21 protein-coding genes are annotated in these 24,604 nt (G+C 60.9%); 8 read left to right on the forward strand and 13 right to left on the reverse strand.

Annotation, left to right across the window (positions count from 1 at the left end):
- Positions 1-58 precede the first annotated feature (58 nt).
- Positions 59-511 (reverse strand): nuclear transport factor 2 family protein, encoded by a 453-nt coding sequence (locus LUA85_RS01770; protein ID WP_231466624.1) that lies wholly within the window; start codon positions 509-511, stop codon positions 59-61.
- A gap of 18 nt (positions 512-529) precedes the next feature.
- Entirely contained in the window at positions 530-1,291 is a 762-nt protein-coding gene (locus tag LUA85_RS01775; protein ID WP_231466625.1) for an SDR family NAD(P)-dependent oxidoreductase, read from the reverse strand.
- A gap of 219 nt (positions 1,292-1,510) precedes the next feature.
- Here LUA85_RS01775 and LUA85_RS01780 point away from each other — a divergent pair, with 219 nt between their 5' ends.
- Positions 1,511-2,998, forward strand: a complete 1,488-nt coding sequence (locus LUA85_RS01780; RefSeq protein ID WP_231466626.1) for an aldehyde dehydrogenase family protein — start codon at positions 1,511-1,513, stop codon at positions 2,996-2,998.
- A 58-nt stretch (positions 2,999-3,056) separates the two neighbouring features.
- Here the strand turns inward: LUA85_RS01780 and LUA85_RS01785 are convergent, their stop codons facing one another.
- On the reverse strand, positions 3,057-3,887 hold the full coding sequence (locus tag LUA85_RS01785) for an SDR family NAD(P)-dependent oxidoreductase (protein WP_231466627.1): 831 nt from the start codon (positions 3,885-3,887) through the stop codon (positions 3,057-3,059).
- A gap of 197 nt (positions 3,888-4,084) precedes the next feature.
- Here LUA85_RS01785 and LUA85_RS01790 point away from each other — a divergent pair, with 197 nt between their 5' ends.
- Both LUA85_RS01790 and LUA85_RS01795 read left to right on the forward strand, forming a co-directional pair.
- Positions 4,085-4,885 carry an SDR family NAD(P)-dependent oxidoreductase gene (locus LUA85_RS01790; RefSeq protein WP_231466628.1) on the forward strand — a complete coding sequence of 267 codons (801 nt, stop codon included), beginning with the start codon at positions 4,085-4,087 and terminating at the stop codon, positions 4,883-4,885.
- A gap of 20 nt (positions 4,886-4,905) precedes the next feature.
- Positions 4,906-5,724, forward strand: a complete 819-nt coding sequence (locus LUA85_RS01795; RefSeq protein ID WP_231466629.1) for a hypothetical protein — start codon at positions 4,906-4,908, stop codon at positions 5,722-5,724.
- 2 nt (positions 5,725-5,726) lie between these two features.
- Here LUA85_RS01795 and LUA85_RS01800 read toward each other — a convergent pair whose 3' ends face one another.
- The gene (locus tag LUA85_RS01800; RefSeq protein WP_231466630.1) at positions 5,727-7,082 is read right to left on the reverse strand and encodes an MFS transporter; all 1,356 of its coding nucleotides are present in this window, start codon (positions 7,080-7,082) and stop codon (positions 5,727-5,729) included.
- Positions 7,083-7,269: 187 nt separating this feature from the next.
- Positions 7,270-7,599: a helix-turn-helix domain-containing protein gene (locus tag LUA85_RS01805; RefSeq protein WP_231466631.1), complete on the reverse strand. Its 330-nt coding sequence runs from the start codon at positions 7,597-7,599 to the stop codon at positions 7,270-7,272.
- Between the two features lie 220 nt (positions 7,600-7,819).
- On the opposite strand from LUA85_RS01805, the gene LUA85_RS01810 reads away from it, so the two are divergent.
- From LUA85_RS01810 to LUA85_RS01825, 4 genes are all read left to right on the forward strand, one after another.
- Positions 7,820-9,034, forward strand: coding sequence for a cytochrome P450 (locus LUA85_RS01810; RefSeq protein WP_231466632.1), 1,215 nt, complete (start codon positions 7,820-7,822; stop codon positions 9,032-9,034).
- 78 nt (positions 9,035-9,112) lie between these two features.
- On the forward strand, positions 9,113-9,463 hold the full coding sequence (locus LUA85_RS01815; protein WP_231466633.1) for a DUF4286 family protein: 351 nt from the start codon (positions 9,113-9,115) through the stop codon (positions 9,461-9,463).
- A 1-nt stretch (position 9,464) separates the two neighbouring features.
- Entirely contained in the window at positions 9,465-10,223 is a 759-nt protein-coding gene (locus LUA85_RS01820; RefSeq protein WP_231466634.1) for an SDR family NAD(P)-dependent oxidoreductase, read from the forward strand.
- Between the two features lie 308 nt (positions 10,224-10,531).
- The gene (locus tag LUA85_RS01825; RefSeq protein WP_231466635.1) at positions 10,532-12,985 is read left to right on the forward strand and encodes a TonB-dependent receptor; all 2,454 of its coding nucleotides are present in this window, start codon (positions 10,532-10,534) and stop codon (positions 12,983-12,985) included.
- 123 nt (positions 12,986-13,108) lie between these two features.
- On the opposite strand, the gene LUA85_RS01830 is transcribed toward LUA85_RS01825, so the two are convergent.
- Positions 13,109-14,029, reverse strand: coding sequence for an SDR family NAD(P)-dependent oxidoreductase (locus LUA85_RS01830; RefSeq protein ID WP_231466636.1), 921 nt, complete (start codon positions 14,027-14,029; stop codon positions 13,109-13,111).
- A gap of 44 nt (positions 14,030-14,073) precedes the next feature.
- On the opposite strand from LUA85_RS01830, the gene LUA85_RS01835 reads away from it, so the two are divergent.
- On the forward strand, positions 14,074-14,994 hold the full coding sequence (locus LUA85_RS01835) for a TIGR03619 family F420-dependent LLM class oxidoreductase (RefSeq protein ID WP_231466637.1): 921 nt from the start codon (positions 14,074-14,076) through the stop codon (positions 14,992-14,994).
- Positions 14,995-15,036: 42 nt separating this feature from the next.
- On the opposite strand, the gene LUA85_RS01840 is transcribed toward LUA85_RS01835, so the two are convergent.
- The 7 genes from LUA85_RS01840 to LUA85_RS01870 all read right to left on the reverse strand — a co-directional run bounded on the left by LUA85_RS01840 (position 15,037) and on the right by LUA85_RS01870 (position 24,283).
- On the reverse strand, positions 15,037-16,224 hold the full coding sequence (locus LUA85_RS01840; RefSeq protein WP_231466638.1) for a hypothetical protein: 1,188 nt from the start codon (positions 16,222-16,224) through the stop codon (positions 15,037-15,039).
- A complete protein-coding gene (locus tag LUA85_RS01845; protein ID WP_231466639.1) occupies positions 16,211-17,374 on the reverse strand; it encodes a sulfotransferase in 1,164 nt (387 codons plus the stop codon). Before LUA85_RS01845 ends, LUA85_RS01840 begins: the two co-directional genes overlap by 14 nt.
- A gap of 434 nt (positions 17,375-17,808) precedes the next feature.
- Complete coding sequence (locus LUA85_RS01850) at positions 17,809-18,237, reverse strand: heme-binding protein (protein WP_231466640.1); 429 nt, start codon at positions 18,235-18,237, stop codon at positions 17,809-17,811.
- A gap of 5 nt (positions 18,238-18,242) precedes the next feature.
- Positions 18,243-19,544: a glycolate oxidase subunit GlcF gene (glcF, locus tag LUA85_RS01855; protein ID WP_231466641.1), complete on the reverse strand. Its 1,302-nt coding sequence runs from the start codon at positions 19,542-19,544 to the stop codon at positions 18,243-18,245.
- A complete protein-coding gene (locus tag LUA85_RS01860) occupies positions 19,522-20,664 on the reverse strand; it encodes an FAD-binding protein (RefSeq protein ID WP_231466642.1) in 1,143 nt (380 codons plus the stop codon). The genes glcF and LUA85_RS01860 overlap by 23 nt, the downstream gene beginning before the upstream one ends.
- A complete protein-coding gene (locus LUA85_RS01865; RefSeq protein ID WP_231466643.1) occupies positions 20,664-22,157 on the reverse strand; it encodes an FAD-linked oxidase C-terminal domain-containing protein in 1,494 nt (497 codons plus the stop codon). Before LUA85_RS01865 ends, LUA85_RS01860 begins: the two co-directional genes overlap by 1 nt.
- A 23-nt stretch (positions 22,158-22,180) precedes the next feature.
- Entirely contained in the window at positions 22,181-24,283 is a 2,103-nt protein-coding gene (locus tag LUA85_RS01870) for a malate synthase G (RefSeq protein ID WP_231471736.1), read from the reverse strand.
- Positions 24,284-24,604: the final 321 nt, after the last annotated feature.

The following is a 24,604-nucleotide window of genomic DNA, read 5'->3' on the forward strand; positions in this document are numbered from 1 at the left end:
CATCAAGCCGGTTCGCTATCGCTTGGGTGCCAGCGTTGTTTGCTGCGCGCCGCCTATTTCAATCGGCCGATTTTCCCCAAAGCAGCCGATCGGCATATTTGGTGTCGAGATACTCCCAGTATTCCGCCACCCGGCCGTTTTCACAACGATAGAAGAAGTTGTAGAAATTGCGGTAATGCTCGTTCGCGCGCACGGTCATCGCATCGAGGATGAACCGGCAATCGACATAATCGCCTTCGGCGATGATCGTCTGGATTTCAATCGTCACGGTGCCGCGCCGGTACAGCACATCATGGAAACAGCTGCGTATTTCCTCGACGATGGAATCGCGGCTGGCAATGGTCTGCGCGCCGTGCTGTCCATCGTCGACCATGAAGGATGGCGCGACATAATGCTGCACGACATTTTCGGCGAGGCTATCGCGAATACCCTCCAGATCGAACGCCGCGACCGATTGCAGGTACTTGGTCACCACCGCCTTGTTCATGGCCAATGTGTCGGCAACGCTCATCAAGGTCTCCATTGCCCGTCAGCGCCCGGCGTCCATCTTCAGCCCGCCATCGGCAAACCAGCTGTATCCGGTGACGTAACCCGCCTCCGGGCTGACGAGGAACAGCGCGACCGGCACGATGTCCTTGTCCAGATCGCCCATGCGCGGCACCGGGCTGGGGGCGACTTGCGCCAATCCCTGATCCAGTGCGTTCTGGAAGCTTTCGGTCAGCGCGACCGGCATCAGCGCATTGACGGTGATGCGCTTGTCGCCCCATTCGCGCGCGGCGGTGCGGGTCAAACCCCGGATCGCTTCCTTGGCCATGTTGTAGGGCGCCATGCCCATGGTCCCCTCGATCGCGGCGGCAGAGCCGAAATTGAGAATGCGCCCGTCGCGCCCTTCCATGAAGGGATAGACCGCCTGCATCATTCTGAGCGCGGCCAGCGGGCCGGTGATCATCTGGCGGTTGAAATCTGCTTCCGAAGTGCCGAGCACGGACTTGGCGGCAGAGGCCAGTTCAAACGCATTGTTGCAGACGATGTCGATCGTTCCGAACACTTCGGCGGTGTGGGCCACCGCTTGCGCGATGTCCGCTTCCTCGCCCACGTCGCAACGGATGGCGAGGGCAGTGTGTCCGCCGTGCGCCTCGTTAAGTTCGCGGGCCAGCGATACGGCGTTTTCATGGGTGAACGACGTGACGGCGACTTTTGCCCCTTCAGCCGCAAAACGCCGCGCCATGGCACGGCCGATGCCCCGTCCCGCGCCGGTGATGATGGCGACTTTGCCTGCAAGCCTTCCCATGGTCTCTCCTGTGGGTTCCAAGTCCCTTTCTCGCAGGACTCCGGGATGGCGCGCTGAATTTCACCTGCCGGGGGAAGGGCCACGGCAATGTTTTCCCGGAGGATAAGGGTGTCTTCCTGACGGACCGTAAAGCTCTCGCCGGGAGCCGCGATTGTGCGCGGCCGGGGCGGGGCCTATGGTTGCAGCCAACCTTGAAGAAAAGACATGGGAGATGTCGAAGTGGCAAGCGTGATTGACAATGTGGACGCCCATCTCAAATATCTCAAACACGGCGGAAAGCTGTTCATCAACAATCAGTGGGTTGATGCGAAATCGGGCAAGACTCTCGATGTGTTCGATCCTTCTACCGGCAAGGTGATTGCCCACGTGGCGGCGGCCGACAAGGAAGATGTGGACGATGCCGTGATGGCAGCACGCGCTGCATTCGATGGCGGCAAGTGGTCGCAGCTTACCCCTTCGGTACGCGGCCAGTTGCTGTGGAAAATCGCCGAACTTCTTGAGCGCGATTTCGACGCTTTCTGCCACCTCGAAACGGTGGACAACGGCAAACCGCTGGCATTTTCGCGCGGCGATGTGACGCTGGCGATCGACATGTTCCGCTATATGGCAGGCTGGGCCACCAAGATTCGTGGAGAGACCACTCCACTATCGCTGGGCTTTCCGCACCTGAGCTATACCACGCGCGAACCGGTGGGCGTTGCGGCACAGATCGTGCCGTGGAACTTCCCGCTGTTGATGGCCGTGTGGAAACTTGCCCCTGCGCTGGCGGCCGGATGCACCGTCGTGCTCAAGAGCGCGGAACAGACCCCGCTTTCGGTCTACAAGCTGGCAGAACTTTTCCAGGAAGCCGAATTTCCGGCGGGCGCGGTCAACATCATTTCGGGCTTTGGCGAAACCGCAGGCGCCGCGATGGCGGCACATCCGGCGGTAGACAAGGTGGCGTTCACCGGATCGACCGAAGTGGGCAAGATGATTGTCCGCGCCGCGACCGGCAACCTCAAGAAGGTGACACTGGAACTGGGCGGAAAATCGCCGGTGGTGGTCCTGCCGGACGCCGATCTTGATGCTGCCGCGGCAGGTGCTGCTGCCGGTATCTTCTACAATCAGGGTCAGGTCTGCACCGCGGGTTCGCGGCTTTACGTGCACAAGACGGTGTTCGACAGGGTCGTCGGCGCGGTGGCCGATCGCGCCAATGCTATCAAGGTCGGCCCCGGTCTTGATGAAAGCAACGACATGGGACCGCTGGTATCGCAGGAACAGCATGATCGCGTAATGGGCTTCTTCGATTCAGGCCGCGAAGAGGGCGCGCGCGCGGTTGCAGGCGGTGAGCGGCACGGTGATACGGGCTATTTCGTAAAGCCGACCGTCTATGCCGACACCACGCATGACATGCGGCTGGTTCGTGAGGAAATCTTCGGCCCGGTGATTACCGCCATGCCTTATGACGACGACGATCTTGACCGGATCGCCGCCATCGCCAACGATTCCGACTTCGGCCTTGCCGCATCGGTGTGGAGCCGCGACATTTCCAAGGCGCTGAAGCTGGCCGGCAAGATCAAATCGGGCACGGTGTGGATCAATTCGCACAACGTCTATGACGCGGCGCTGCCGTTCGGCGGGTTCAAGCAATCGGGCTGGGGCCGCGAAATGGGCGAATACGCGATCCAGAACTATACCGAGGTAAAAGCCGTTACCGTCAAGCTTTGAACCGGCACCTTATCGGGGCAGGGATGCCGCCAGCCAACGGCGGCATCCCTGGTCAGTGTCAGTAAGCCGTTGCGATGCTGACCGAACGGTTGCTCTCGATATCGGATGCGATGGCAGAAACCTTGGCTTCGACCACGGCCATCCCGTCCGCGCCGCCGACAAGGTAGAGCGGCAGCGTTTCGCCTTCGATCATGTCGATCATCAGTTGTGCGAGCTTTGCAGGGTCGCCCAGCTCATTGCCCACATGCTCCTGCGAGCGTTCTGCAACCTGCCCACACGGGTAGGCACCGTAGACATCGCGCATCCCATCCCGGATGGTGTTCGAGCGTGCCGACCAGAAATCGGTGCGGTAACCGCCCGGTAGCGAGACCATCACCCGTACCCCCAGCGGGGTCAGTTCAGCATGCAGCGCCTCGCTCAACCCTACGACGGCATGTTTCGCCGCAGCATAAGCCGATCCGCCGCCAAAGCCTTCCATCCCGGCCATGGACGCCACGTTGATCAGGGTGCCGCGTGTGGCGCGCAAATGGGGCAGGGTCGCCTGGCATACCGCTACGGTGCCGAAGTAGTTGACGTTCATGGCCAAGCGGAAATCGTCGATTGAGCAGGCTTCGACAACGCCGAACATGCCGCAGCCGGCATTGTTCACAACCACATCGATCCCGCCCAGCCATTGCGCCGCTTCGGCAACGCCTTGCGCCACGCTGGCCGGATCGCTGACATCCAGCGTGACAAGCCGGGCGTTGTCTGCTTGCGCATGGGGCGGCAGTGGAGAAGGCACATTTCGCACCGTGCCGACAACCCTGTCGCCATGCGCGACAACCGCTTCCATCAATGCCTTGCCAAGGCCGCTCGACACCCCGGTGATAAGCCAGTTCCTGCCCGCCATCTCGCCTCTCTCCATAATTGTTCAGCCGATGCTTAGTGCAAGCGGGCGCGGACGGGCCTGTCATCGGGAAGGCGTGTTCTGCCGCAATTGGACGGTGCGTGGCGTGGCGGGCTTGGACTCTTCGTGCGCGCCTTTGTATCCCTGCCCGGTAATCGAGCGCACCGGCAAAGGTGCCACGAAGTGGGGAGAGCAATGTCGTGCGGGGATTGAACGGGAAGATCGCCATCGTGACCGGCGGGGCCGGGCGCATCGGCAGGGCCGTGGTGGCGCGGCTCGTGGCCGAAGGTGTGCAGACCGTGGTGGCAGACATCAACCATGCCGATGCTCACGCCGTGGCTGCCCTGCATGGCGATATGGCCCATGCGATTGCTTTTGACGCTGGCGATGCCGCTTCAGTGCGCGCGCTGGTCGATGGCGCGGTGGACAAGTTCGGCGGGCTGGACATACTGCACAACAACGCCGCGTTCGTGGGCCTGGGCGAACTGGGCGTGGATACCACCGCACCCGAAACTCCGCTGGATTTGTGGGACATGACCATGAACATCAACGTGCGCGGCTATTTCGTTGCCTGCGCGCAGGCCATTCCGCACATGATCGCAAGGGGCGGCGGTTCCATCATCAACACCAGTTCGGGTTCAGGCCATCGCGGCGATGATGTGCGCATCGCCTATGGCACTTCGAAGGGCGCGGTTTCTGCGATGACGCTCTATGTCGCTGCACAGCACGGCAAGCAGGGTGTGCGCTGCAACGCCATTGCCCCCGGCCTGATAGCGGATGAACGCCTGCGCGAACTTGCCCCCAGGCTGGTTGCCTTGAACGAGCGGCACAACCTGCTGGCCCGCGTGGGCAATCCAGACGACATCGCCTCGCTGGTGGCCTTTCTGGCGTCCGATGAATCCGCGTTCATCACCGGCCAGGTCATCACGATTGATGGCGGCCAGACTTCGCACAACCCGCAGATGGTCGAGGCGATCGAACTGGGCAGCGCCTACTCCTGAACATTTCTGAAAGACACGCCATGACCCGACCCACCCGTTTCTGCCGCGTCGCCTGGATCGTCGACGACATGGATTCCACCCTTGCGCAGTTTCGCGATCTGTTCGGCATGGGCATGCGGTTTGGCCCCATCGCGCCCGATATTATCAAGGCCGGGATCGACGAACACGGGTTCGAGCCGATCCAGCTTTACGTGCCCGCAGCGGAACTGCCGTTCATGCAGGGGCTGCCCTATCCGCTGGTCGAGGTAGCGCTGGCGGTCGATGATTGCGAGGAAACCTATCGTTTGCTCGCCGCCGATGACATCTTGCCTTCATTCACCAGCCCTCTGCCGGGACCGGATACGCAGGAACATCTCTATGCCCACGGCTTTGGCGGCATTCCGGTCATGTCGTGCACCGATGGCGATAACGAATCGATGATGGAACCCTTTCTCGATCTGGAACATGCGCCGGTCCCCAAATGTGGCGTGGTGGTTGTGGCGGCAGATGATATCGATGCCATGGCCGCGAAATTTTCCCGGTATTTTGGCATGACATGGGTAGCGACGGATGCAGGCGGCCTTGGCGCGCGGGCGCTGGTCGGGCCGCACCGGATCAAGCTGGTGGAAACGCCGTCAACGGTCGCCCGCACACATGCCATGCAATGCGTGTTGTCATCCGAGATCATGGTTGAGGACGTGGATGCGTCACGCGCCAGGCTGGAGGCAGCAGGGTACAAGGTACTGATCGAACGCACCTTTTCCAGCGGGCGCAAGGGCTGGTACTTTGGCAAGGTACTCGCCGGGATGCCGATCGGCATTTACGACGCGCGCGATGACGCCGAGGCGCGGGGGTTGTAAAATCACGCGCGGATAGCGGCCAGTTCCTCGCGGACGGCGGCGTGGCGTGCGGGAGTGAGGCCGAAGCGGCTGACGACCAGAGCCGACGCTATATAAAGCACCCCCGGCACAACCCCATACAGGATCGAAACGCCGCGCAGCGCGGCTTCGCTGTTGGCCGGACTACCCGCCTTGAACCCGATAAGGTCGAGCGCAAAATAGACGATGCCGATGGACATCGCCTGCCCGAATTTGTGGGTGACGGTGAGGAGCGCAAAGAGCATGCCGGTGCGGTCCTGCCCTGAAACCAGCCGGTCCTCATCCGCAACGTCTGCCATCATCGAACGCGGCAGCATATCGACCGAGCAGGCCATCGTGCCACCCAGCAGGCCCATGCCGAAGAAATAGACCATGTTGCCCGGCGGCATCGCCATCATCAGCACCATGTACGTGGCAAAACCGCAGCAGCCGATGGCCAGCGCGCGGTGCCGTCCGACACGGTTTGAAATCATTGACCAGACCGGCGCGGTAGCAACGCCTACGACATAGAACGCCACGAATTGCAGGCCGACATAGGCGAACGGCACTTGTTTCAGCATCGTGAAGAAGAACAGGAACACCGCCGCGCTGATTCCCAGGCCCAGGCCGACACACAATTGCGTGATCAGCAGGAGGCGGGTGGAGGAAAGCCCGAACAGGCCGAGATAATCATGCAGCCTTGCGGTATGCGCCTGTTTCGGGGCATCGCCTTCGCGCACGGCCGCAACCGTCACCGCGATCGTCAACGGTACGCTGGCAAGGATGAACCAGCCCATCGTGCGCACGGTAAAGCTGCTGTCATTGGCAATCCGGTCTGCAAAGAACACAGGCATCGCCATGACAAGGATCTGCCCGACGGTGTTGAACACCATCCACCACGCGAACACGCGCGATCGTTGCTGGTAATCGTCGGTAATGGCAGCGCCCATGCCCATTTGCGACAGCACCACAATGGAATAGCCGACATAGGCAAGGACCAGCCCGACCGAAAGATAGAGGGGTCCCACCCCTGGCCGCGCCATGAACAGCATCCACGTCCCCGCCATCACCAGCGGACCGCCCAGAAGCAGCCACGGGCGGAACTGGCCCCAGCGGGTGCGCGTACGGTCCATCAGTCCGCCCACGAACGGATCGAACAGCAGGTCGGCCAGCCGCACAACAGTGAAAATCAGGCCTACCGTCGCGAGATTCAGTCCCAGCGTGTGGGCATAGAATTCCGGCAGGTAGATGATCAGCGGCAAGGTGAGTGCCGACATCGGCAGGGCGGGCATGGCCAGCGCGGCCAGCAGGAGATGCGAACGGTGGCTGCGGGAATGCAGCACGGCGGTTTCATCCGACATTGACGGCGACCTTCGCGATGGAGGGTTCTGGCATGCCGGATTGGCCGGAAGCTTCATCTGATAGTCGTGCTGCATCAAGATTTGGATCGGTCATGCAAGTCTCATCCGCCCGCAGCAGAAAACACGGTCGCTGCCATGCCATCTGCCTATCGCAACGCGCGCGACACCAGCACTATCTTGCGAAAGGCTAAACCTGTCCTTGCGGATTTTGATCCGCACTTGCTGAAACCGCAGCCTGGCGAACGCCGGTGCCGAATGCCTTTGACCAGTTCATCAGCGCCCATATGGCCGGTTCAAGCGCGATTGTTGCATCGGTCATCCCATATTCGACGCGGGGTGGCACTTCGGCAAAAACCGTCCGTGTGACCAGCCCGTCAGCTTCAAGTTCGCGCAATTGCCGGGTCAGCATATGCTGCGTAACGCCCTTTATGTTGCGCAGCAGTTCACCGAAGCGATAAGGCCGATGATAGAGAAGCCAGAGAATTTCAAGCTTCCATTTGCCTGATATGAGGGTCAAAGTTTTGCGCAGCTCAGCATAATCTTCGGGCTGCACATCCCTATTCTTCGCAACAGGCACATCCATGATACTAACCCATTAAAATTGATACTACTTGTTGCGTTCCAATGTGTCCGATAATCGCGGCCGTGGAAAGCTTCAGATCAGGTCAACACGGTTCGGCCAAGCGCCTGCAATCATCCAGACCACGATCACGATGCAACGCAACGAGGGCACTACCATGGATTTTCAACTGCCAGAACCCGTCATCCCGGACCATGTTCCAGATCAGCTGGTCCGCCCGTTCCCCTACATGTTCGGCATGACCACGCGTGCCGATCCTTTTGGCGATTGGGCGGCCGCCGTGCATCAAGGCCCGGCGATTTTCTATGCCCCCCATGCCTATCCCGGCGCAACTCCGGCGTGGATTGTGCGCAAGGTGGCCGATCTGCGCAAGATCTACATGGACACGGAAACCTTCTCCAGCAAGGATTTCTCGCCCTATTCCAAAATGGTTGGCGATACCTGGACGAACCTGCCGGTTGAAATCGACCCGCCGCAGCATGGCAAGTACCGCGCGTTCATCAATCCACTGTTCACACCCGCCGCGATGGCCCGCCTTGAAGAGCGCATTCGTGGTTACGCCATCGAATATATCGAAGCATTCCGCGAACGTGGTTCATGCGAATTCATGGCCGATTTCGCGTTCGAATTCCCGATCAAGGTGTTCCTTGAACTCATGGATTTCCCGCTCAGCAACACGGCGCAATTCCTTGAATGGGAAACCGGCCTGCTGCACGAAATGGACATGGCCAAAATGGCCGACGCCACGCGCAATGTCGTGGCATTCTTGCGCGAACAGATTGCGGAGCGCCGCCGCAATCCCCGCCAAGACATCATCAGCTATGCCTTGGGCGTGGAAGTCGAAGGGCAGAAATTGACCGATGACGAACTTGTGGGCTTTGCCTTCAACCTGTTCATTGGCGGTCTGGATACGGTTTCCACCAACATGGGGCATCAATTCCTGCATCTGGCCCGCAATCCCGACCATCAGACATTCCTGAAGGAAAACCCCCAGCGTACGCAAAACGCCATCGACGAAATGATGCGCGCCTATGCTGCTGTCACCACATTCCGCACATGCACGAAGGAAACCGAAGTTGGCGGCGTACGGATGATGCCGGGTGACAAGGTGGCCATGTCAACCACGCTGGCGGGCCGCGATCCCGAAGAGTTTCCAGAGCCGGGCATCGTCCGCTTCGACCGCAATCCGCGTCATGTCTCGTTCGGCTTCGGGCCGCACATGTGCGTGGGCATGCACCTGGCGCGCCGCGAAATGCGCATCGCCATCGAAGAGTTTTTGCAGCGGATTCCGCAATTCAGCGTCGAACCAGACCAGGAAATCGAATACCATCTGGGCATGATCCAGCCGGTCCGCCTCCCGCTTGTCTGGTAAAATGGCTTATCTGGCGGCAGGACAAGCGCTGGCTACGCCAGCATATCTCCTGTGCCGTCACGCTTTCAAGGACACGACATGCCAATCTTCGCCTATGTAGTGCACAGCAATCCCGTTGCGGGACGCGAGGACGAATACAACGACTGGTACAGCAATCGCCATCTGGCTGATGTCGTCGCCGTGCCGGGGTTCGTATCGGCCCAGCGGTTTCGCCTGACGGACGGGGAAGAAGAAGGTCGTCCTTCGCAAAAATACATGGCAATCTACACCATGGAAACCGACGCGCCGGAAAAGACGCTGGAGCACCTCACATCGCTGGTCGAAACAGGTGCCATGCACATGAGCGAGGCCTTCTCGATGGAAGGCATGGCAACCCACCTCTATGAAGCGATCACGCCTGTGGTCGCAGCGCCTGCAAAGGACAATTGACATGACAGTGCGGGAGTTTGACGGGAAAGTGGTTCTCGTGACCGGAGCCGCATCCGGTCTTGGTCGTGCGGCGAGCCTGCGTTTTGCAAGTGAAGGCGCAAAGCTGTGTCTTGTCGATCTTAACGCGGAAGGATTGGCGGAAACCGCACGCCGTATTGCCGATTCCGGCGGCGACAGCACCACCTATGCCGCAGATATTGGCGATGCGACCAATTGTGCACGCGCCGTGGCAACGGCCGTGGAAGCATTTGGCCAGCTTGACGTGCTGTGCAATGTCGCTGGAATCCTGCGGTTCCACGCGCTGGCCAATGTTACAACCGAAGATTGGGCGCGGCTGTTTTCTGCAAACGTCACGGCGCCGTTCTTCATGATTCAGGCAGCAATGCCGCACCTTGTGGAAACGAGGGGCAACGTCGTGAATGTCGTCTCGACGGCAGCGTTTCTGGGTCAGGCCTACACCGCGCCCTATGGCGCCACCAAGGCGGCGTTGCTCAGCCTGACCAAATCGCTGGCGATGGAGTTCATGCATTCACCCGTGCGCATCAATGCGCTTGCGCCGGGCGGGATGCTGACGGAAATGGTGCAGACGCTGGAGTTCCCGCAAGACGCCGATCAAAGCCTGATTGCGCGCTACATCGGCATCCGTCCACCCGCGCAACCCGAAGACATTGTGGAACCGCTGCTGTTCCTCGCTTCCGATCGCGCACGTACGGTTCATGGCGCGTGTTACACCGCCGATAGCGGTATAACGGCAGGCTGAACGCTCTGCGGGCGGTTCGTTGCGGACCGCCCGCAACCCGTCGAAATTTCTGATCTTGCGTGCCGAAGGTGCCTCGGCGCGCGGCTTTGCGCGTCTGCAATAGCGGCCAGACATCGCAAGTGGCTAATCTGCAACATAAATTCGAAAACTGCCTCTGTCGCCTGCCTTGATGCCGCAGACCCTACCAACGGATAGGAACGGGCGAATACGGAAGGTTTGTACCGGGCGGCAGGTTCGGACGATCCCAGACCGCTCCGTCAATTTGTGTGCCGTGCAACCCTATGCCGGCAATTTTTGGAGAGTTTACCATGAATGCCAAATTTGGGCAGCTTCTAGCAGGGACGGCGGCTTGTGCGCTGGGTCTCGTTTCGGGTACTGCATACGCTGCGGAACCCCAACTCGCTTCTGAAGCCCAGGCCGTTTCCGAACCCGCATCCGCACCGCAGGCAGACGAAGCGCCCGCCGTGGCCGACATCGTCGTCACCGCGCGCCGCCGTGACGAGCGGTTGCAGGACGTGCCGGTTTCGGTTGTCGCATTTTCGGGTGCCGCGCTTGAGCGCAGCAGCGTTCAGACCATTGCCGACATTCGCACGATTTCTCCGGGCCTGACGTTCTCGTCCGAAGGCGGCAAGGACAACACCGCCGTCACGCTGCGCGGCATCGGTCAGATTCCCACCGGCGAAGTGACTCCGGGCGTGGTGACCTATTTCGCCAATGTCCCGATGGCTTCGCTTGGCTCCAACGTGCCAACATATGACATCGGCAGCATTCAGGTGCTCAAGGGTCCGCAGGGCACCTTGTTCGGCCGTAATACGCTCGGCGGCGCGGTGTTGATCACGCCACAGGCCCCCAAGCAGGACTTTGGTGGCTATGTGCAGGGCACATATGGCAATTTCGATTATCGTGAAGTGCAGGGCGCACTGAATGTCCCGCTCATCCCGGATGTGCTGGCCGTCCGCGTTGCCGGACAGATCCGTCGCTCCGATCCGCTGATCTATTCGATCAACGGCGGTGCGGGCTTCAACAACATCCATCAGGACAGCGCCCGCGCGACCATCGCTTTCACTCCCAACGACTGGCTCGAAAACACGACGGTTGTCGATTATTTCAAGGCGCGGGAATACGGTTCGGGCTACTATCTTCTGCGCCAGAACTTCAGCTTCACCAACCTTTTTGCACCGTCGCTGGGTCCGGTCGCGGGTGGCATTGTTGGCGGCTCGCTCGACGCCCAGGCGGCGGGATATCTTGCCCAGCAGCAGCAGAACTTCTACGGTGCTTTCACCGATAGTGCAGGCTCCGGTCGCGCCAACCGTCGCGCCTTCGGCATTTCGAATGATACTTCCGCATCGTTCGGCGATTTCACGCTTCGCAATATCTTCGGTTTCCGCAAGAACCGCAGCGACCAGCTGATCAACACCGCCGCGCTTGGCCCGACGACTCTGCCGGGCGCGCTGTTCGGCAGCCCGGTCGATGTGCCGTTCACCGTGTTCCATGCCGCAGCGTTCATCCAGCGCCAGTACCTGACCAACGAAGTCCAGTTCCTCGGCAACTTCGACAAGTTCAACTTCATCGTCGGTGGCTTCTACAGCCACGACAAGCCCGACGGCCCGTCGGGTTCGACGTTCGAAGCGTTTGTCACCCCCGGCACACCCGCATCGGTGGTAACTGCCAACGTGACGAACACCAACTATGCCGCGTTCGGCCAGATCACCTACAAGCTGACTGACAGCGTTACGGTGAACGCGGGCGCGCGCTATAGCTGGGATCGTGTCTCGGCATGCGGTGGCGCCATCGGCACTACTTATGCCTCGGACGAAGCCTGTCGCGCCATTGCGGATCGCGGCCTGGCCGATGGCGTCGGCGTCGTGACAAACCGTGGCTCGGCACCAAGCTGGACGTTCGGTCTTGACTGGAAGGCGACCCCTGACCTGCTGCTTTATGCGGTTACACGCCGTGGCTATCGCGGGGTCAATATCAATACGCCGCTGTTCGAAACGCCGTTTACCACAGGCGGTACGGACCCGGCATGCGGCTTTGGCAGTGGCCAGTGCGTGGACCTGCGCCCGTTCCAGAAGACCGACAAGGAAACGCTGACCGACTTCGAAATCGGCCAGAAGCTGAACTTCGAGGTTTCGGGCGCCACCGGCCACCTCAACACGGCAGTGTACTACAGCAAGTACAAGAACGCGCTGCAGTTCCTCAATGCCCAGGCCATCGTACCTTCAACGGCACCTGACAATCCCACCAATGCCTCGTTCGGTGTCAACGCTGCCGATCTTTCGATCTTCGGTGTGGAACTGGATGCAGCGGTCAATCTGACGCGCGATCTGACGTTCACGTTCAACGGCGCTTACACGAACATCAAGGTCGACAAGATCACGCTGCCACCGGTGGCCGGCATCTCGTTCACCGAAAACGATGTAAATCGCTACTCGCCATCGGTCTCAGGCACGGTCAGCGTCAACTGGACGCTGCCGTTCCACCCCGCGGACGGCGATCTGGTGTTCAACAGCGATCTCTTCATGACCGACGATTTCGGCGGCCAGTATGGCGAGAAGCTGCCGGGATACAAACTGATCAACATGCGGATCGACTGGAAGAACATCGCGCGCAGCGGCCTTGACCTGGGCTTCTTCGCACGCAACCTGACCAAGGAACGCTACTTTGCCGCGCCGGACGTTCTGCTCAAGAGCTTCCCGGTCAATTCCGTGGCGGTGGGTGATCCGCGTACCTATGGCGTCGTTGCCCGCCTGACGTTCTAAACCACACGAATGCCCGGCCCTGCTGACCTGCTGTCGCAGGAAGAGCAAGGCCGGGCCTTTTGTTTGCAGCGTGGCAGGGTCCGCTTGTTCGTACCGGCATTTGACTGGTCGGAAAGCCCACAGCTAGGCGATGCAACCTACTGAACCGCCATCGACACGAAGTGCAGCGCCGGTGATATAGGAGGCTCGTTCGGAGACGAGAAAACAAGCTGCATCTGCCAGCTCTTCCACGCGTCCCATACGGCCAAGTGGAATATTGGCGCGCCACACTTCTTCAATCACCCGTTTTTCCAGTGCGGCGCCGGTTTCTGAAAAACCTTGAGCGGCGGCGCTGTTGGTGATGGATTTCATGGTGTTTGGCGTCATTACCGGCCCTGAAACCAGCGTGTTCACGTTCACGCCGCAATCACCGAGTTCGGCTGAAAGACTGGCGGTCATCGAATGCAGCGCAAGCTTTGCCGCGCCATATTCGGGATGGTTCACCATCGCGCGATAGGCAGCGCCACTGCTGACGTTGAGCACCCGGCCCCATCCGCGCTCGCGCATTGCCGGCACCATGGCCTGAATCAATTGCACGGCGTAGAATGTCGATGTCTGGAACTGGCGCTGCCAGGCATCGGCGGGTGCGCCAAACCAGCGGTGCGATTCAGACGCGGCCCCGGCACAGTTGATCAGGATATCGACCGGCCCCGTGGCCATGGCATCGCTGGCAAGACGGAACACGTCGGCAGGATCATCAAGCTGCGCGAGCAGCGCGATGGCGTTTCCGCCCTGCCTTTTGATAAGGTCGCATACCGCCAGTGCGCTGTCACGGTTGCGGCCATGGACAATGATTTCCACGCCTTCCTTTGCCAGGGATGCAGCAATCGCGGCCCCTATTCCGCTGCTTGATCCCGCGATCAGCGCACGGCGCCCGGATATGCCAAGGTCCATCTGCCCGTTCTCCTCTTTCGATCCTGAAGGGCAATCGACAGAAGGATGATCCGACGCGCCTGCCACCGGGCAGGACAAGGGCAATCCCGGTTGCTGCATCAGGGTCATCATCAAGGCCCGCTGCAAAAGCCGGGCGCTGGAAGAGGGCCGACACCATGAAGATCAACATGGCAATTCCGCGCACACTTGAAATTCCTGCCTTATGCCAGCCGTGGGAAAAGGCGATGGGTGCGGCAGAGGTCAAGCGCACGATGCAGCTGGTTGATAAGCTTGGTTTTCACCGTGCCGTGCTGGGGGAGCATTTCCTCATCCCCAGCGATCACCTCGCACTCAGCGGCGCATTCTGGCATCATGGAACGGGGGCGCTTTCCGCCGTCGCGGGAATGACCGAGAACATTCACCTCGCCTCTTCCATCACCATCCTGCCGCTCCAGCACGCCATTGTTCAGGCGAAGGCCTGGTCGACGCTGGACTGGTATAGCGGCGGACGTGCCATCCCGGTTGTTGCGGTGGGCTGGCTGAAGGACGAGTTCGAGATGCTGGGCGTGCCGTTTCACGAACGCGGCAAGATGATGGACGAATACGTTCAGGCCATGCTGGCGCTATGGTATGAGGAAGATCCTGTTTTCGAAGGAAAATATGTCAACTTTCGTGACGTTCGCTATGAACCCAAGCCCGTGAAGGGGCGGATTCCCCTGTGGTTCGGCGGCGATAGCGAGGCCCCGTGGAAGCGCGTGGCGAAATGGGGGGATGGCTGGCAACCGGCATTCAGCCAGCCTGACAAGTTCCCGGAAATCATGGACTTTATCCGTTCGCAACCGGAATACGATGGGCGTCCGCTGGGGCTGTATTTCCCCATCGAATCGATGCGGGTTGGTGAAGGCCATGTGGAGACGAATGCCGAGAACACGACCGGCAGCTGGGATGCGCAAAAGGCCATCGATCTGTGCGGATGGCTGGCGGGCCAGGGAGTGACCGAAACCAACATTCCCTTGCCTCCGCTTCGCGATGCGGAGGAGTATCTTGATTTCCTGCGCTGGGTGGGTGCCGAAATAATCCCCCGCGTCACCGGCTGAGACAGGAGGCGCGCAACGCGTCCTCCCATCTCCGTCCGCAGGCTACCAGCGATGACGCCATTGGGCACCGCGCAGGCGCCGCCGCAAAGTCTGCTGGCGTTCTTCCGGCGTTATGATGGCCGTGTCGGCGGGCAGGTAATCCCGCACTCTGGCAGCGTCGACAATCCGCAAGCGCGGCTCCGGCCCGGAACTGGCCTGTGTCCAGCGGTGCATCAGCGATCCGGTCAGGTGTCCTCCGCAATCGAGCCAGTTGGGCACACCGGGATCTTCTGCTGCAATTACGGCCCGGAACTGGCCGTCGCTGTCTATAGCGGCTTGGGCTGCATTCAGGCTGCTCTGTCGGTTGAACCAGTCAACCGTGTTCCAGAGTGGATCGTTGAGCTGGATGTTCCAGTATCGCACTTTTTCAGGCAATTCGGTTTCCACGATCATCGCCTGCCCTGGTTCGAGCGCGAAGATGCCCTGATAATAATGCTGTCCCGAAAGACCGCCACGTCCGGCCCAGTCGTCGTGTTCCAGCACATTGACCAGGCCTTGCTTCCGCTGCCTTGCGCCATATCCCATGGCAAACCCGACATAGCGTTCGACAAAGGTGGACAGCGCGGTCAACCGTCTTGCGATTTCCTCTGCACCAAGCCGCGATGGGCCAATGGGACGGTCGATGCGCTCTATGGCGATCTTCGCTTCTTCTTCGGCGCCCCAGTTGTAATAGGCCCGGCGGACAGAGATGTTGCAGGCGCGCGGATCGAGTTTCACCCAGTCGCCGATGTGGCCTTCCGGGCGTTCTGCACTTAGCAGGATGTCGAAGCTGCCATCTTCGGCCAGCGTGCATTCGTCGAGATCGATAAAGCCAACCGACGGTCCGAACGTGTCAAGCACGCCGATCGACCCGGCATTTATGTCGAATAGAACGAAGACACCGGTGCCGCGCTTGCCGCTGAGACGATAGGCGCCATCCCCCCGGATCGATGCCGAGCCGTAGATGAAATCGGGATTGACCCCGACGCTGTTCATGACGTTGCTGACCGAGCAGACGAATTCCGGGTGGTCTGGATCGACGAAGGTGCTTTGAAATCCGGCCGCCAGGGCCATGAACATCAGCCGGTAGGCTTCCTGCCGTGCTTGCGGATCCGAAGGGTCGGCCAGCAGATCAAGCACCTTGTCGGCTTTTGCCAGCAGATCAAGATAATCGGACCACTGCGGCAGGATGCCTGTGTCAGATGAAGTCATGGTAGGTCTCTGTATAGCGCGCGAAGCGGGTGCGAACGGTTTGTTCGTCGAGACCGAACTCCTCAAGGCTGTAACTGCGCTTGCCATGCTTGTCGGACGGGTTTTCGGCCAGCCACTGAAGGACGTTTCGGGCGCCCTCGTCGCTCAGTTCCCGGCCGAATTGGGCATAGGCTTTGCGGATCGTTCCGACAGGTTCTGCGATAAGATCCTTGAAGCGCATATCGTGGATGGGCAGGTCTGGCGTTTTCGCGCGATAGTCCATCATCGCCTCGATCCCGTCTGACCACAGATTCAGAAACTCCTGCCCGATCTTTTCCTTGCCGGGTTCGTCATAGGCCGGAGAGCGTATGACGTACATGAGCTGGGAGATCGACGCGATGACCTGCGTGGGGTCCCGGTGTGGCTGAATGAAGATCGCATCCGGGTACACGGTGCGCAGTTCGCGCATCTTGTACATATGTTCCTGAATCTTCAGCACCCAGTGCTTGCGCGGGTTCTTCCAGCTCAATTGCTGGAGCCACATTTTGTGAACCTCGTATCGGAATGTCGCGTCAACGCCCTGGAACCATTCGTAAAAACGTGGAAGGCGCTGCAACATGCAGTAATTGCTGCTCTGAAAAGAGCTGGTCATGAACGATCCGCATTCCTGCGGGATCATCGCGCCCAGTGGATGGCCCTTGAGCAGTTCCTTCGGATCGCCACCGAAATGTTCCCACAAATAGGTATCGTATTTGGCGATGCGAGGATCAGTCAGTTCGGTTGCCCGTTCTGGCGGTGGCGATGGATAGGCGATTTCCCACTGGAGCGGCGCGCGGACGTTCGGATCTTCGTTCAGCAAGGCGTGAAGAACGCTGGTGCCACAGCGTGGCAAGCCAACAATGAACAAAGGTTCGCGGATTTCCACTTCGGCTATTTCAGGATGGCGCGCGCGGTCATCGGCAATCTGTTTCAGCCTGCCAAGATCGTCATGGATCTGAAACAGCAGACGGGCGCGGCCGTTGGCGTTGAGATCGTCCATTTCCGCGCCGGACCGCAGCAGCATTTCCAGCCCTGGCCGCACGTTTTCGCGCAAGTATTCGGGCAAGGGGTACTGGTTCAGCAATGTTTCTGCATCCAGCTTCGAGATGTCAGGTTCCGCCACGGTTGCCATTCTTTCATATCCTCCAGGTCTTGCGGTCCGGTTGCGCCCTCATCAGTCGGCTTTCGGCAGGGCATCGGGTTTTCGTGTTGGGCTGCGTTCGTGCGGCCTGTTTCAGGGAAAGCTGCCTTTCTCTGCCTCTTGCATAACCTACCGCACGATTGGTCTGCTTTTACATACCGGGGTGGTTTGCCGCGTTGAGTGAGCCACGCACCGTTCAGAAAGCCATGGATCGCCGACGGCATACGGGAGATCAGCCCGCCCGTGCGCCATCGTTCAAGGCAAACCTCCTGCCAGCCTCGGCAAAACAAAAAAGGGCCAACTTGCGCTGGCCCCGTGAAGAGTTCGAATGGATGCCTGGAGGGGGGTGGCCTATTCCCGGTCAGGCTTCATGGTGCAAATGCGGGCCGGATTAATCGATAATAATCCGTACACCGTTTGCCCCTTCAACCGGTCAAGCCGACAGCAGCAGCACCCGCGAGCGCGCAGATTTCATCATTGTCGCTGGTATCGCCGGTAACGCCAACCGCACCCATCACGGCGCCATCGGTGTTGCGCAACAGAATCCCCCCTGCGGCAGGGACGATCCCTGCGGGGTTGAGACCTGCCGCGGCCGTGATGAAGGTGGGGCGTTCGATCGCCATTTCCGCAATCGTGCGCGAAGATATGCCCAGCGCCAGCGCACCCGATGCCTTTGCGGTGGCGATCTGCGGGCGAAGGTTCGATGAATTGTCTTCCCGCGCCAAAGCGATCATGTGCCCGCCCGGATCGAGCACGACCACGGTGAGCGGCTTCAGGGCGAGCTTGCGGCCCTCCTTCAGGGCGGCCGCCACGATGGTTTGCGCCTGTTCGAGCGAGATACTGCGTTGGATCATTGTCGTTACTCCTGGGAAAGATGGTTGAGCGCGGCCGGGGCAGGCCCACCAGTGGCCCAATCGAGCAGTTCCACCGTATGGACCACCGGAAGGCCGGAGAAACGGGCGATCTGGGTGGCGCAGCCGATATTCCCGGTGGCGACAACATCGGCATCAAGGCGTTCGATATTGCCTGCCTTGCGCTGGCCAAGCTGGTCGGCAATTGCCGGTTGCAGAATGTTGTATGTGCCTGCCGAACCGCAGCACAAATGCGCTTCGGCCGGGGTTCTGACCGTATAACCGGCCTGCGCCAACAAGCGTTTTGGTGCTTCTGTCACCTTTTGCCCATGCTGCAACGAACAGGCCGGGTGATAGGCCACAGTTAACCCGCGGTCTTGACCGTTCGGAAGTTCGATCCGCGCGAGGTACTCACTTACGTCCATAGCCATTGCACTGACCCGCGCGGCCTTTTCCGCATAGGCGGGATCGGACCGCAGCATGAACCCGTAGTCCTTGATCGTGGTGCCGCAGCCCGATGCGGTTACGATGATCGCGTCAAGGCCTTCGCCTTCGATTTCGCGCATCCACGCATCGATATTGCGGCGCGCGGCGTTGTGTGAATCATGCTCGCGGCCCATGTGATGGACGAGCGCGCCGCAGCAGCCCTCGTCCGGCGCAAAGATCACGTCATAGCCACAGCGATTGAGCAACCGCACGGCGGCTTCGCGAAACTGGGGGCGCAGCACCGGCTCGGCGCAGCCCTGCAACAAGGCAACACGGCCCTTGCGCTGCGATACGCGGGTCGATTGGGCCAGAGTCGGTGCGGGAATGCGCGACGGTGCCAGTTCCAGCATTGCCGCAAGCGGGCGCAGCGCTGCCACGCGACGGAGCAGTGGCAGGAATGGGCGGCCCAGTGGTGCAAAGGTCAGGGCCAAGCGGAAGCGGCCGGGATGGGACAGGACGAATGCCAGCACGTTGCGGAAGAAGCGCTCCGACGCCGGGCGCTTGTATCGCTCTTCGATATGCGCGCGGGCATGATCCACCAGATGCATGTAATTTACGCCCGAAGGACAGGTGGACATGCACGACAAGCACGACAGGCAGCGATCGAGATGCTTGACCACTTCCGCGCTCGGTTCGCGGTCGTTCTCAAGCATGTCCTTCATCAGGTAGATGCGCCCGCGCGGGCTATCCAACTCGTCGCCCAGCAGCACGTAAGTGGGGCAGGTGGCGGTGCAGAATCCGCAATGCACGCATTTGCGGATCACTTCTTCCGAGGCGCGCATCGCCGGATTGGTCAGGGCCTCAGGCGGGAAGCGGGTCTGCATGCGCATCCTCCGAAAAACGGCCGGTAGCGAAGACGCCCATGGGATCGAACGCGCGTCGCACACGCTGCTCCAGCCCGGCAACGCCGGGTGCGCGTGGATGAAATGCAGGAATTTCCGCGCGCATGCCGGCATCTGCGACAATCAGCGTGGCTTCCCCGCCGAATTTTGCGGCAGCTTCGCGCACTATTGTTCCTGCATCATCAAGTGCAATCCACAATTGTCCACCCCCCCAGTCCATCGCCCAGTCAATGCCCAAGGGGGCAAGGGCTTCGAGCAAGTCGGGCGCATGGCGCGGCGGCAGGTGAACGCGCCAGCGGACCGCGCCGGAAAGCTGCGCACCGGTCATCGCTTCGGCCCAAAGCGGTGCGGCGTCTGCTTCATCAAGCTGCTGCAAGGCGCAGTGATCGCGCAGCAGGGCCGGAAGTGCCAGGCACCGCGCCGCAACCGATGGGGCAAAACCGGCAACGCGCAGCAGCGTGATCCCGCGCGCGAGGTGCGCAGCGGCTGATACATCCGCATTGCTGCCCAGCGCGCATGACATTGCCGCATGCGCCGCGCGAGGAGACAGGCCTTGCGCCATCAGGGTTATGGTCATGCGCGGACGCGGCAGTACCTTCAGCGTAAGTTCGGTCATGCCGCCAAGGCGGCCCCATGAGCCGGCCATAAGCTTGGGCAGATCATATCCGGTGACATTCTTGACCACTTTGGCCCCCGCGACGAACATCTCGCCCCGTCCCGAAACGGCGGTCAGGCCCAGCAGGTGATCGCGCGCGCTGCCAGCGGTAACTCGCCGTGAACCCGCGACGCCTGCTGCCACGGTCCCGCCGATGGTGGCGCCAGCCTCACCCCACGGCTCGAATGCCAGCATCTGTCCTTCATTTGCGACAAGCGCTTGCACATCGGACAGTGGCGTGCCGGGCCGAACGGTCAGCACAAGTTCGGCGGGATCGTAATCGACCACGCCCTGAATTGACCGCAATGAAACGACAGTGGCGTCGCGCGGTGCACCGATCCCGGCGCGCGTACCGCCGCCGCGCAGTTCCAGCTTTGTGCCACACGCCCCTGCATCGGCCACAATCTGGCACAGGTCCAGCGTATCGCGGGGTTCCAGAATGGTCATCAGAACCTCGGCAGATCGGGAAAGGGCAGGGCGCCGTGGTGCACGTGCATCCGGCCCAGTTCTGCGCAGCGGTGCAGCGTCGGGAACACTTTGCCGGGATTGAGCAGCAGGCCCGGATCGAAGGCGCACTTCACACGCTGCTGCTGCTTCAGGTCTGCTTCGGAAAACATTTCCGGCATGAGGTCGCGCTTTTCGATGCCCACGCCATGTTCGCCGGTCAGCACGCCGCCCACTTCGACGCACAGCCGCAGGATGTCGTTGCCGAACTCCTCGGCACGATCGAGTTCGCCGGGCGCGTTGGCATCATAAAGGATCAGCGGGTGGAGATTGCCGTCACCGGCATGAAAGACATTGGCCACGCCCAGCCCGTATTTTTGCGACAATTCCTCCATCCGCCGCAGCACTTCGGGCAGGCGGCGGCGCGGGATGGTGCCGTCCATGCAATAGTAATCCGGCGAGATGCGGCCCACTGCCGGAAACGCGGCCTTGCGCCCGGCCCAGAACGCCATGCGCTCGCCCTCGTCCTGCGACACGCGGTTAGTGACCGCGCCGTTATCGTCCGCCATCCGGGCGATTTCGCCGATCAGGTGGTCACACTCTGCGCCCGGACCATCCACTTCAATGATCAGCAGCGCGCCCACGTCGAGCGGGTAACCGACGTTGACGAACGCTTCGGCCGCGTGAATGGCGGTCCGGTCCATCATTTCCATCCCGGCAGGAATAATGCCCTCGGCAATGACCTGTGCCACGCAGGCCCCTGCGCTTTCCGCATCGGGAAAGCCGACCAGCACCGCGCGCGCCGTTTCGGGCTTTGGCAGGATGCGCACCGTCACTTCGGTCACCACGCCGAGCAAGCCTTCGGAGCCCACGATCACGCCAAGCAGGTCCAGCCCGCTAGTGTCCATGTGCCGTCCGCCCAGCCGGACCACTTCACCGTCCATCAGCACGAGTTCAACGCCGAGCACGTTGTTGGTGGTCAGGCCATATTTGAGACAGTGCACACCGCCTGAATTTTCCGCGACATTGCCGCCGATCGAACAGGCGATCTGGCTGGATGGATCGGGCGCGTAGTAGAACCCGCGCCCCTCCACCGCCTGCGTGATGGCCAGGTTCGTCACGCCGGGCTGAACAACTGCAACCCGGTCCTCGTAATCCACATCGACGATGCGTTTGAACTTGCCCATGCCCAGCAGCACGGCGTCAGCCAGCGGCAGCGCTCCGCCGGACAGCGATGTGCCCGACCCGCGCGGCACCACCTTCACATTTTCAGCATGGCACCAGCGCAGCACTGCCGAAACCTGCTCCACCGTTTCCGGCAGGACGACCAGCATGGGCGGCTGGCGATAGGCGGTCAGCCCGTCGGATTCCCATGGCAGCAACGAATCCGCATCGTCGATCACGCCTTCGCCCGGCACGATGGACCGCATCGCCGCTACGATCCGGTCCCGCTTGGCCAGCGTTTCCGCATCGGGCAAAGGCATGAGAATAGACATTTGCGAATTCCTCTCCGGGAAGCTCAGTTCGCCGCTTTTGCCCGCTGGCGGAACTTGTGGAGCAGTGGCTCGGTATAGCCATTGGGTTGGGCCACGCCGTCGAACACCAGCGCCCGCGCCGCCTGGAAGGAAAGGCTGCCCTCAGGATCGTTCGCTATCGGCAGGTACGCCGGGTCGGCAGCGTTCTGCGCGTCGACCTTGGCGGCCATGCGCAGCAGGGATTCGTCCACTTGGTCAGTCGTGACGATGCCGTGCAACAGCCAGTTGGCGATGTGCTGGCTGGAAATGCGCAGCGTGGCGCGATCTTCCATCAGGCCCACATCATTGATGTCCGGCACCTTCGAACATCCGATTCCGGCATCGACCCAGCGCACCACATAGCCAAGGATGCCTTGGGCGTTGTTGTCGATTTCATCGCGGACTTCCTGATCGGACCAGTTATGCCCCAATGCTACCGGTATGGTCAGCAGCGCATCCAGACTTGCCACGTCTTCGCTGCGGCGCTCTTCCTGCCGGGCGAATACATCGACCTTGTGATAATGCGTCGCGTGCAGCACGGCAGCGGTGGGCGATGGCACCCATGCGGTGTTTGCGCCGGTTCTGGGATGGCCGATCTTCTGCACCAGCATATCGCCCATGCGATCGGGCATGGCCCACATGCCCTTGCCGATCTGCGCCTTGCCGGACAGGCCGCAGGCCAGACCGATCTGCACGTTGCGATCTTCATAAGCCGCAATCCAGGCGCTCGCCTTCATGTCGCCCTTGCGCATCATCGGCCCGGCTTGCATCGAGGTGTGCATCTCGTCGCCGGTGCGATCAAGGAAACCGGTGTTGATGAACATGATGCGGTCTTTCACCGCACGGATCGTTGCTGCCAGGTTCGCGCTCGTCCGGCGCTCTTCATCCATTACGCCGATCTTCAGCGTGTGGCGTTCCAGCCCCAGCATGTCTTCCACCGCATCGAACAGGTCGTTGGCCAAGGCTGCCTCTTCCGGTCCGTGCATCTTGGGCTTGACGATATAGACCGATCCTGAGCGGCTGTTGCGCAATGGCCCGGTGCCGTTCAGGTCATGCAATGCGATCATGGTGGTGATGATGGCGTCAAGGATGCCTTCGGGCGCTTCACCGCCATCGGGCAGCAGCACCGCCGGATTGGTCATCAGGTGGCCCACATTGCGCACCAGCAGAAGCGAACGGCCCGGCAGGGTAAAGGCAGTGCCATCGGGCGCCACATAGGCGCGGTCAGGATTCAGGCTGCGGGTCATCATCGCCCCGCCCTTTTCGAATGTATCCGTCAGTGTGCCCTGCATGAGGCCCAGCCAGTTGGAATAGGCCGCAACCTTGTCCTGCGCATCCACGGCTGCAACCGAATCCTCGAAATCGCAGATGGTGGTGACGGCGGCTTCCATAAGCACATCGGCCATGCCCGCCGGATCGTCCTTGCCGATGGCATGGGCGCGGTCGATCACTATTTCGATATGCAGTCCGTTGTGGCGCAACAGCAGGTTGTTGCCGGCGCGGCCCACAAGCTGCGCCGGGTCCGCCAGCATCGGAACGCCGCCGGTCCAGTCGGCCCAGCTGCCCGAAGCGAGCGGGGCCGCTTCGTCAAGGAATGCCTTGGCCCAAGCGATGACCTGCGCGCCCCGCACGGCATCGTATGCCTTGCCGGTGGCCGCGCCCGGAATCGCATCGGTGCCGTAAAGCGCATCGTAAAGGCTGCCCCAGCGCGCGTTTGCGGCATTGAGCAGGAAGCGGGCGTTCAGCACCGGCACCACCAGTTGAGGCCCCGCGACTGCCGCCAGTTCGCGGTCCACATTTGCAGGGGATACCGTGAACGGAGCCGGTTCTGGCACCAGATAGCCAAGTTCGGACAGAAACGCCTTGTATGCGGGCAGGTTCAGCGGCTGCCCTGCGTGGGCCTTGTGCCAGTTGTCGATGGCCGATTGCAACGTATCACGCTTTGCCAGCAAAGCTCTGTTGCGCGGAGTGAAACCTGCCAGAACGCCTGCCATGCCCTGCCAGAAATCAGATGCAGCAACGCCGCTGTCCGGTAACGCGCGGTTTTCCAGAAACTCGGCGAGTTCCGTCGCAACTTGCAGCCCCGCTCTATCGACGTAACCGGCCATCATATCCCCTTTTGCTTTCCCAATGCGCTCTCGTCGCTTATCGACCGTTGGCTTACAAACTACGGTGAAAGTAGCTAAGTTGGCGCTGCCTAGCCTGCTTGTCAGGAATGTGGGACGGTTGATTGATGCCGGAGCGTCCAGCAGTTTTGTCGAGACCGGCATTCTTCGCACGGTCAATCCCATTCCATAGGGCACCGGGGTGAACCGAGCGCTTTGTGCAGACGGCGGGGCATTGCCGGAAGGCGGGCGTATGGCATTGAAGGCAATGCGATCTGCACGAGGTCGCGACCTATCCTTTGGCGGGTCAGGGGATGGACTCAA

It is taken from the genome of Novosphingobium sp. CECT 9465, from assembly GCF_920987055.1.
Lineage (GTDB): Bacteria > Pseudomonadota > Alphaproteobacteria > Sphingomonadales > Sphingomonadaceae > Novosphingobium.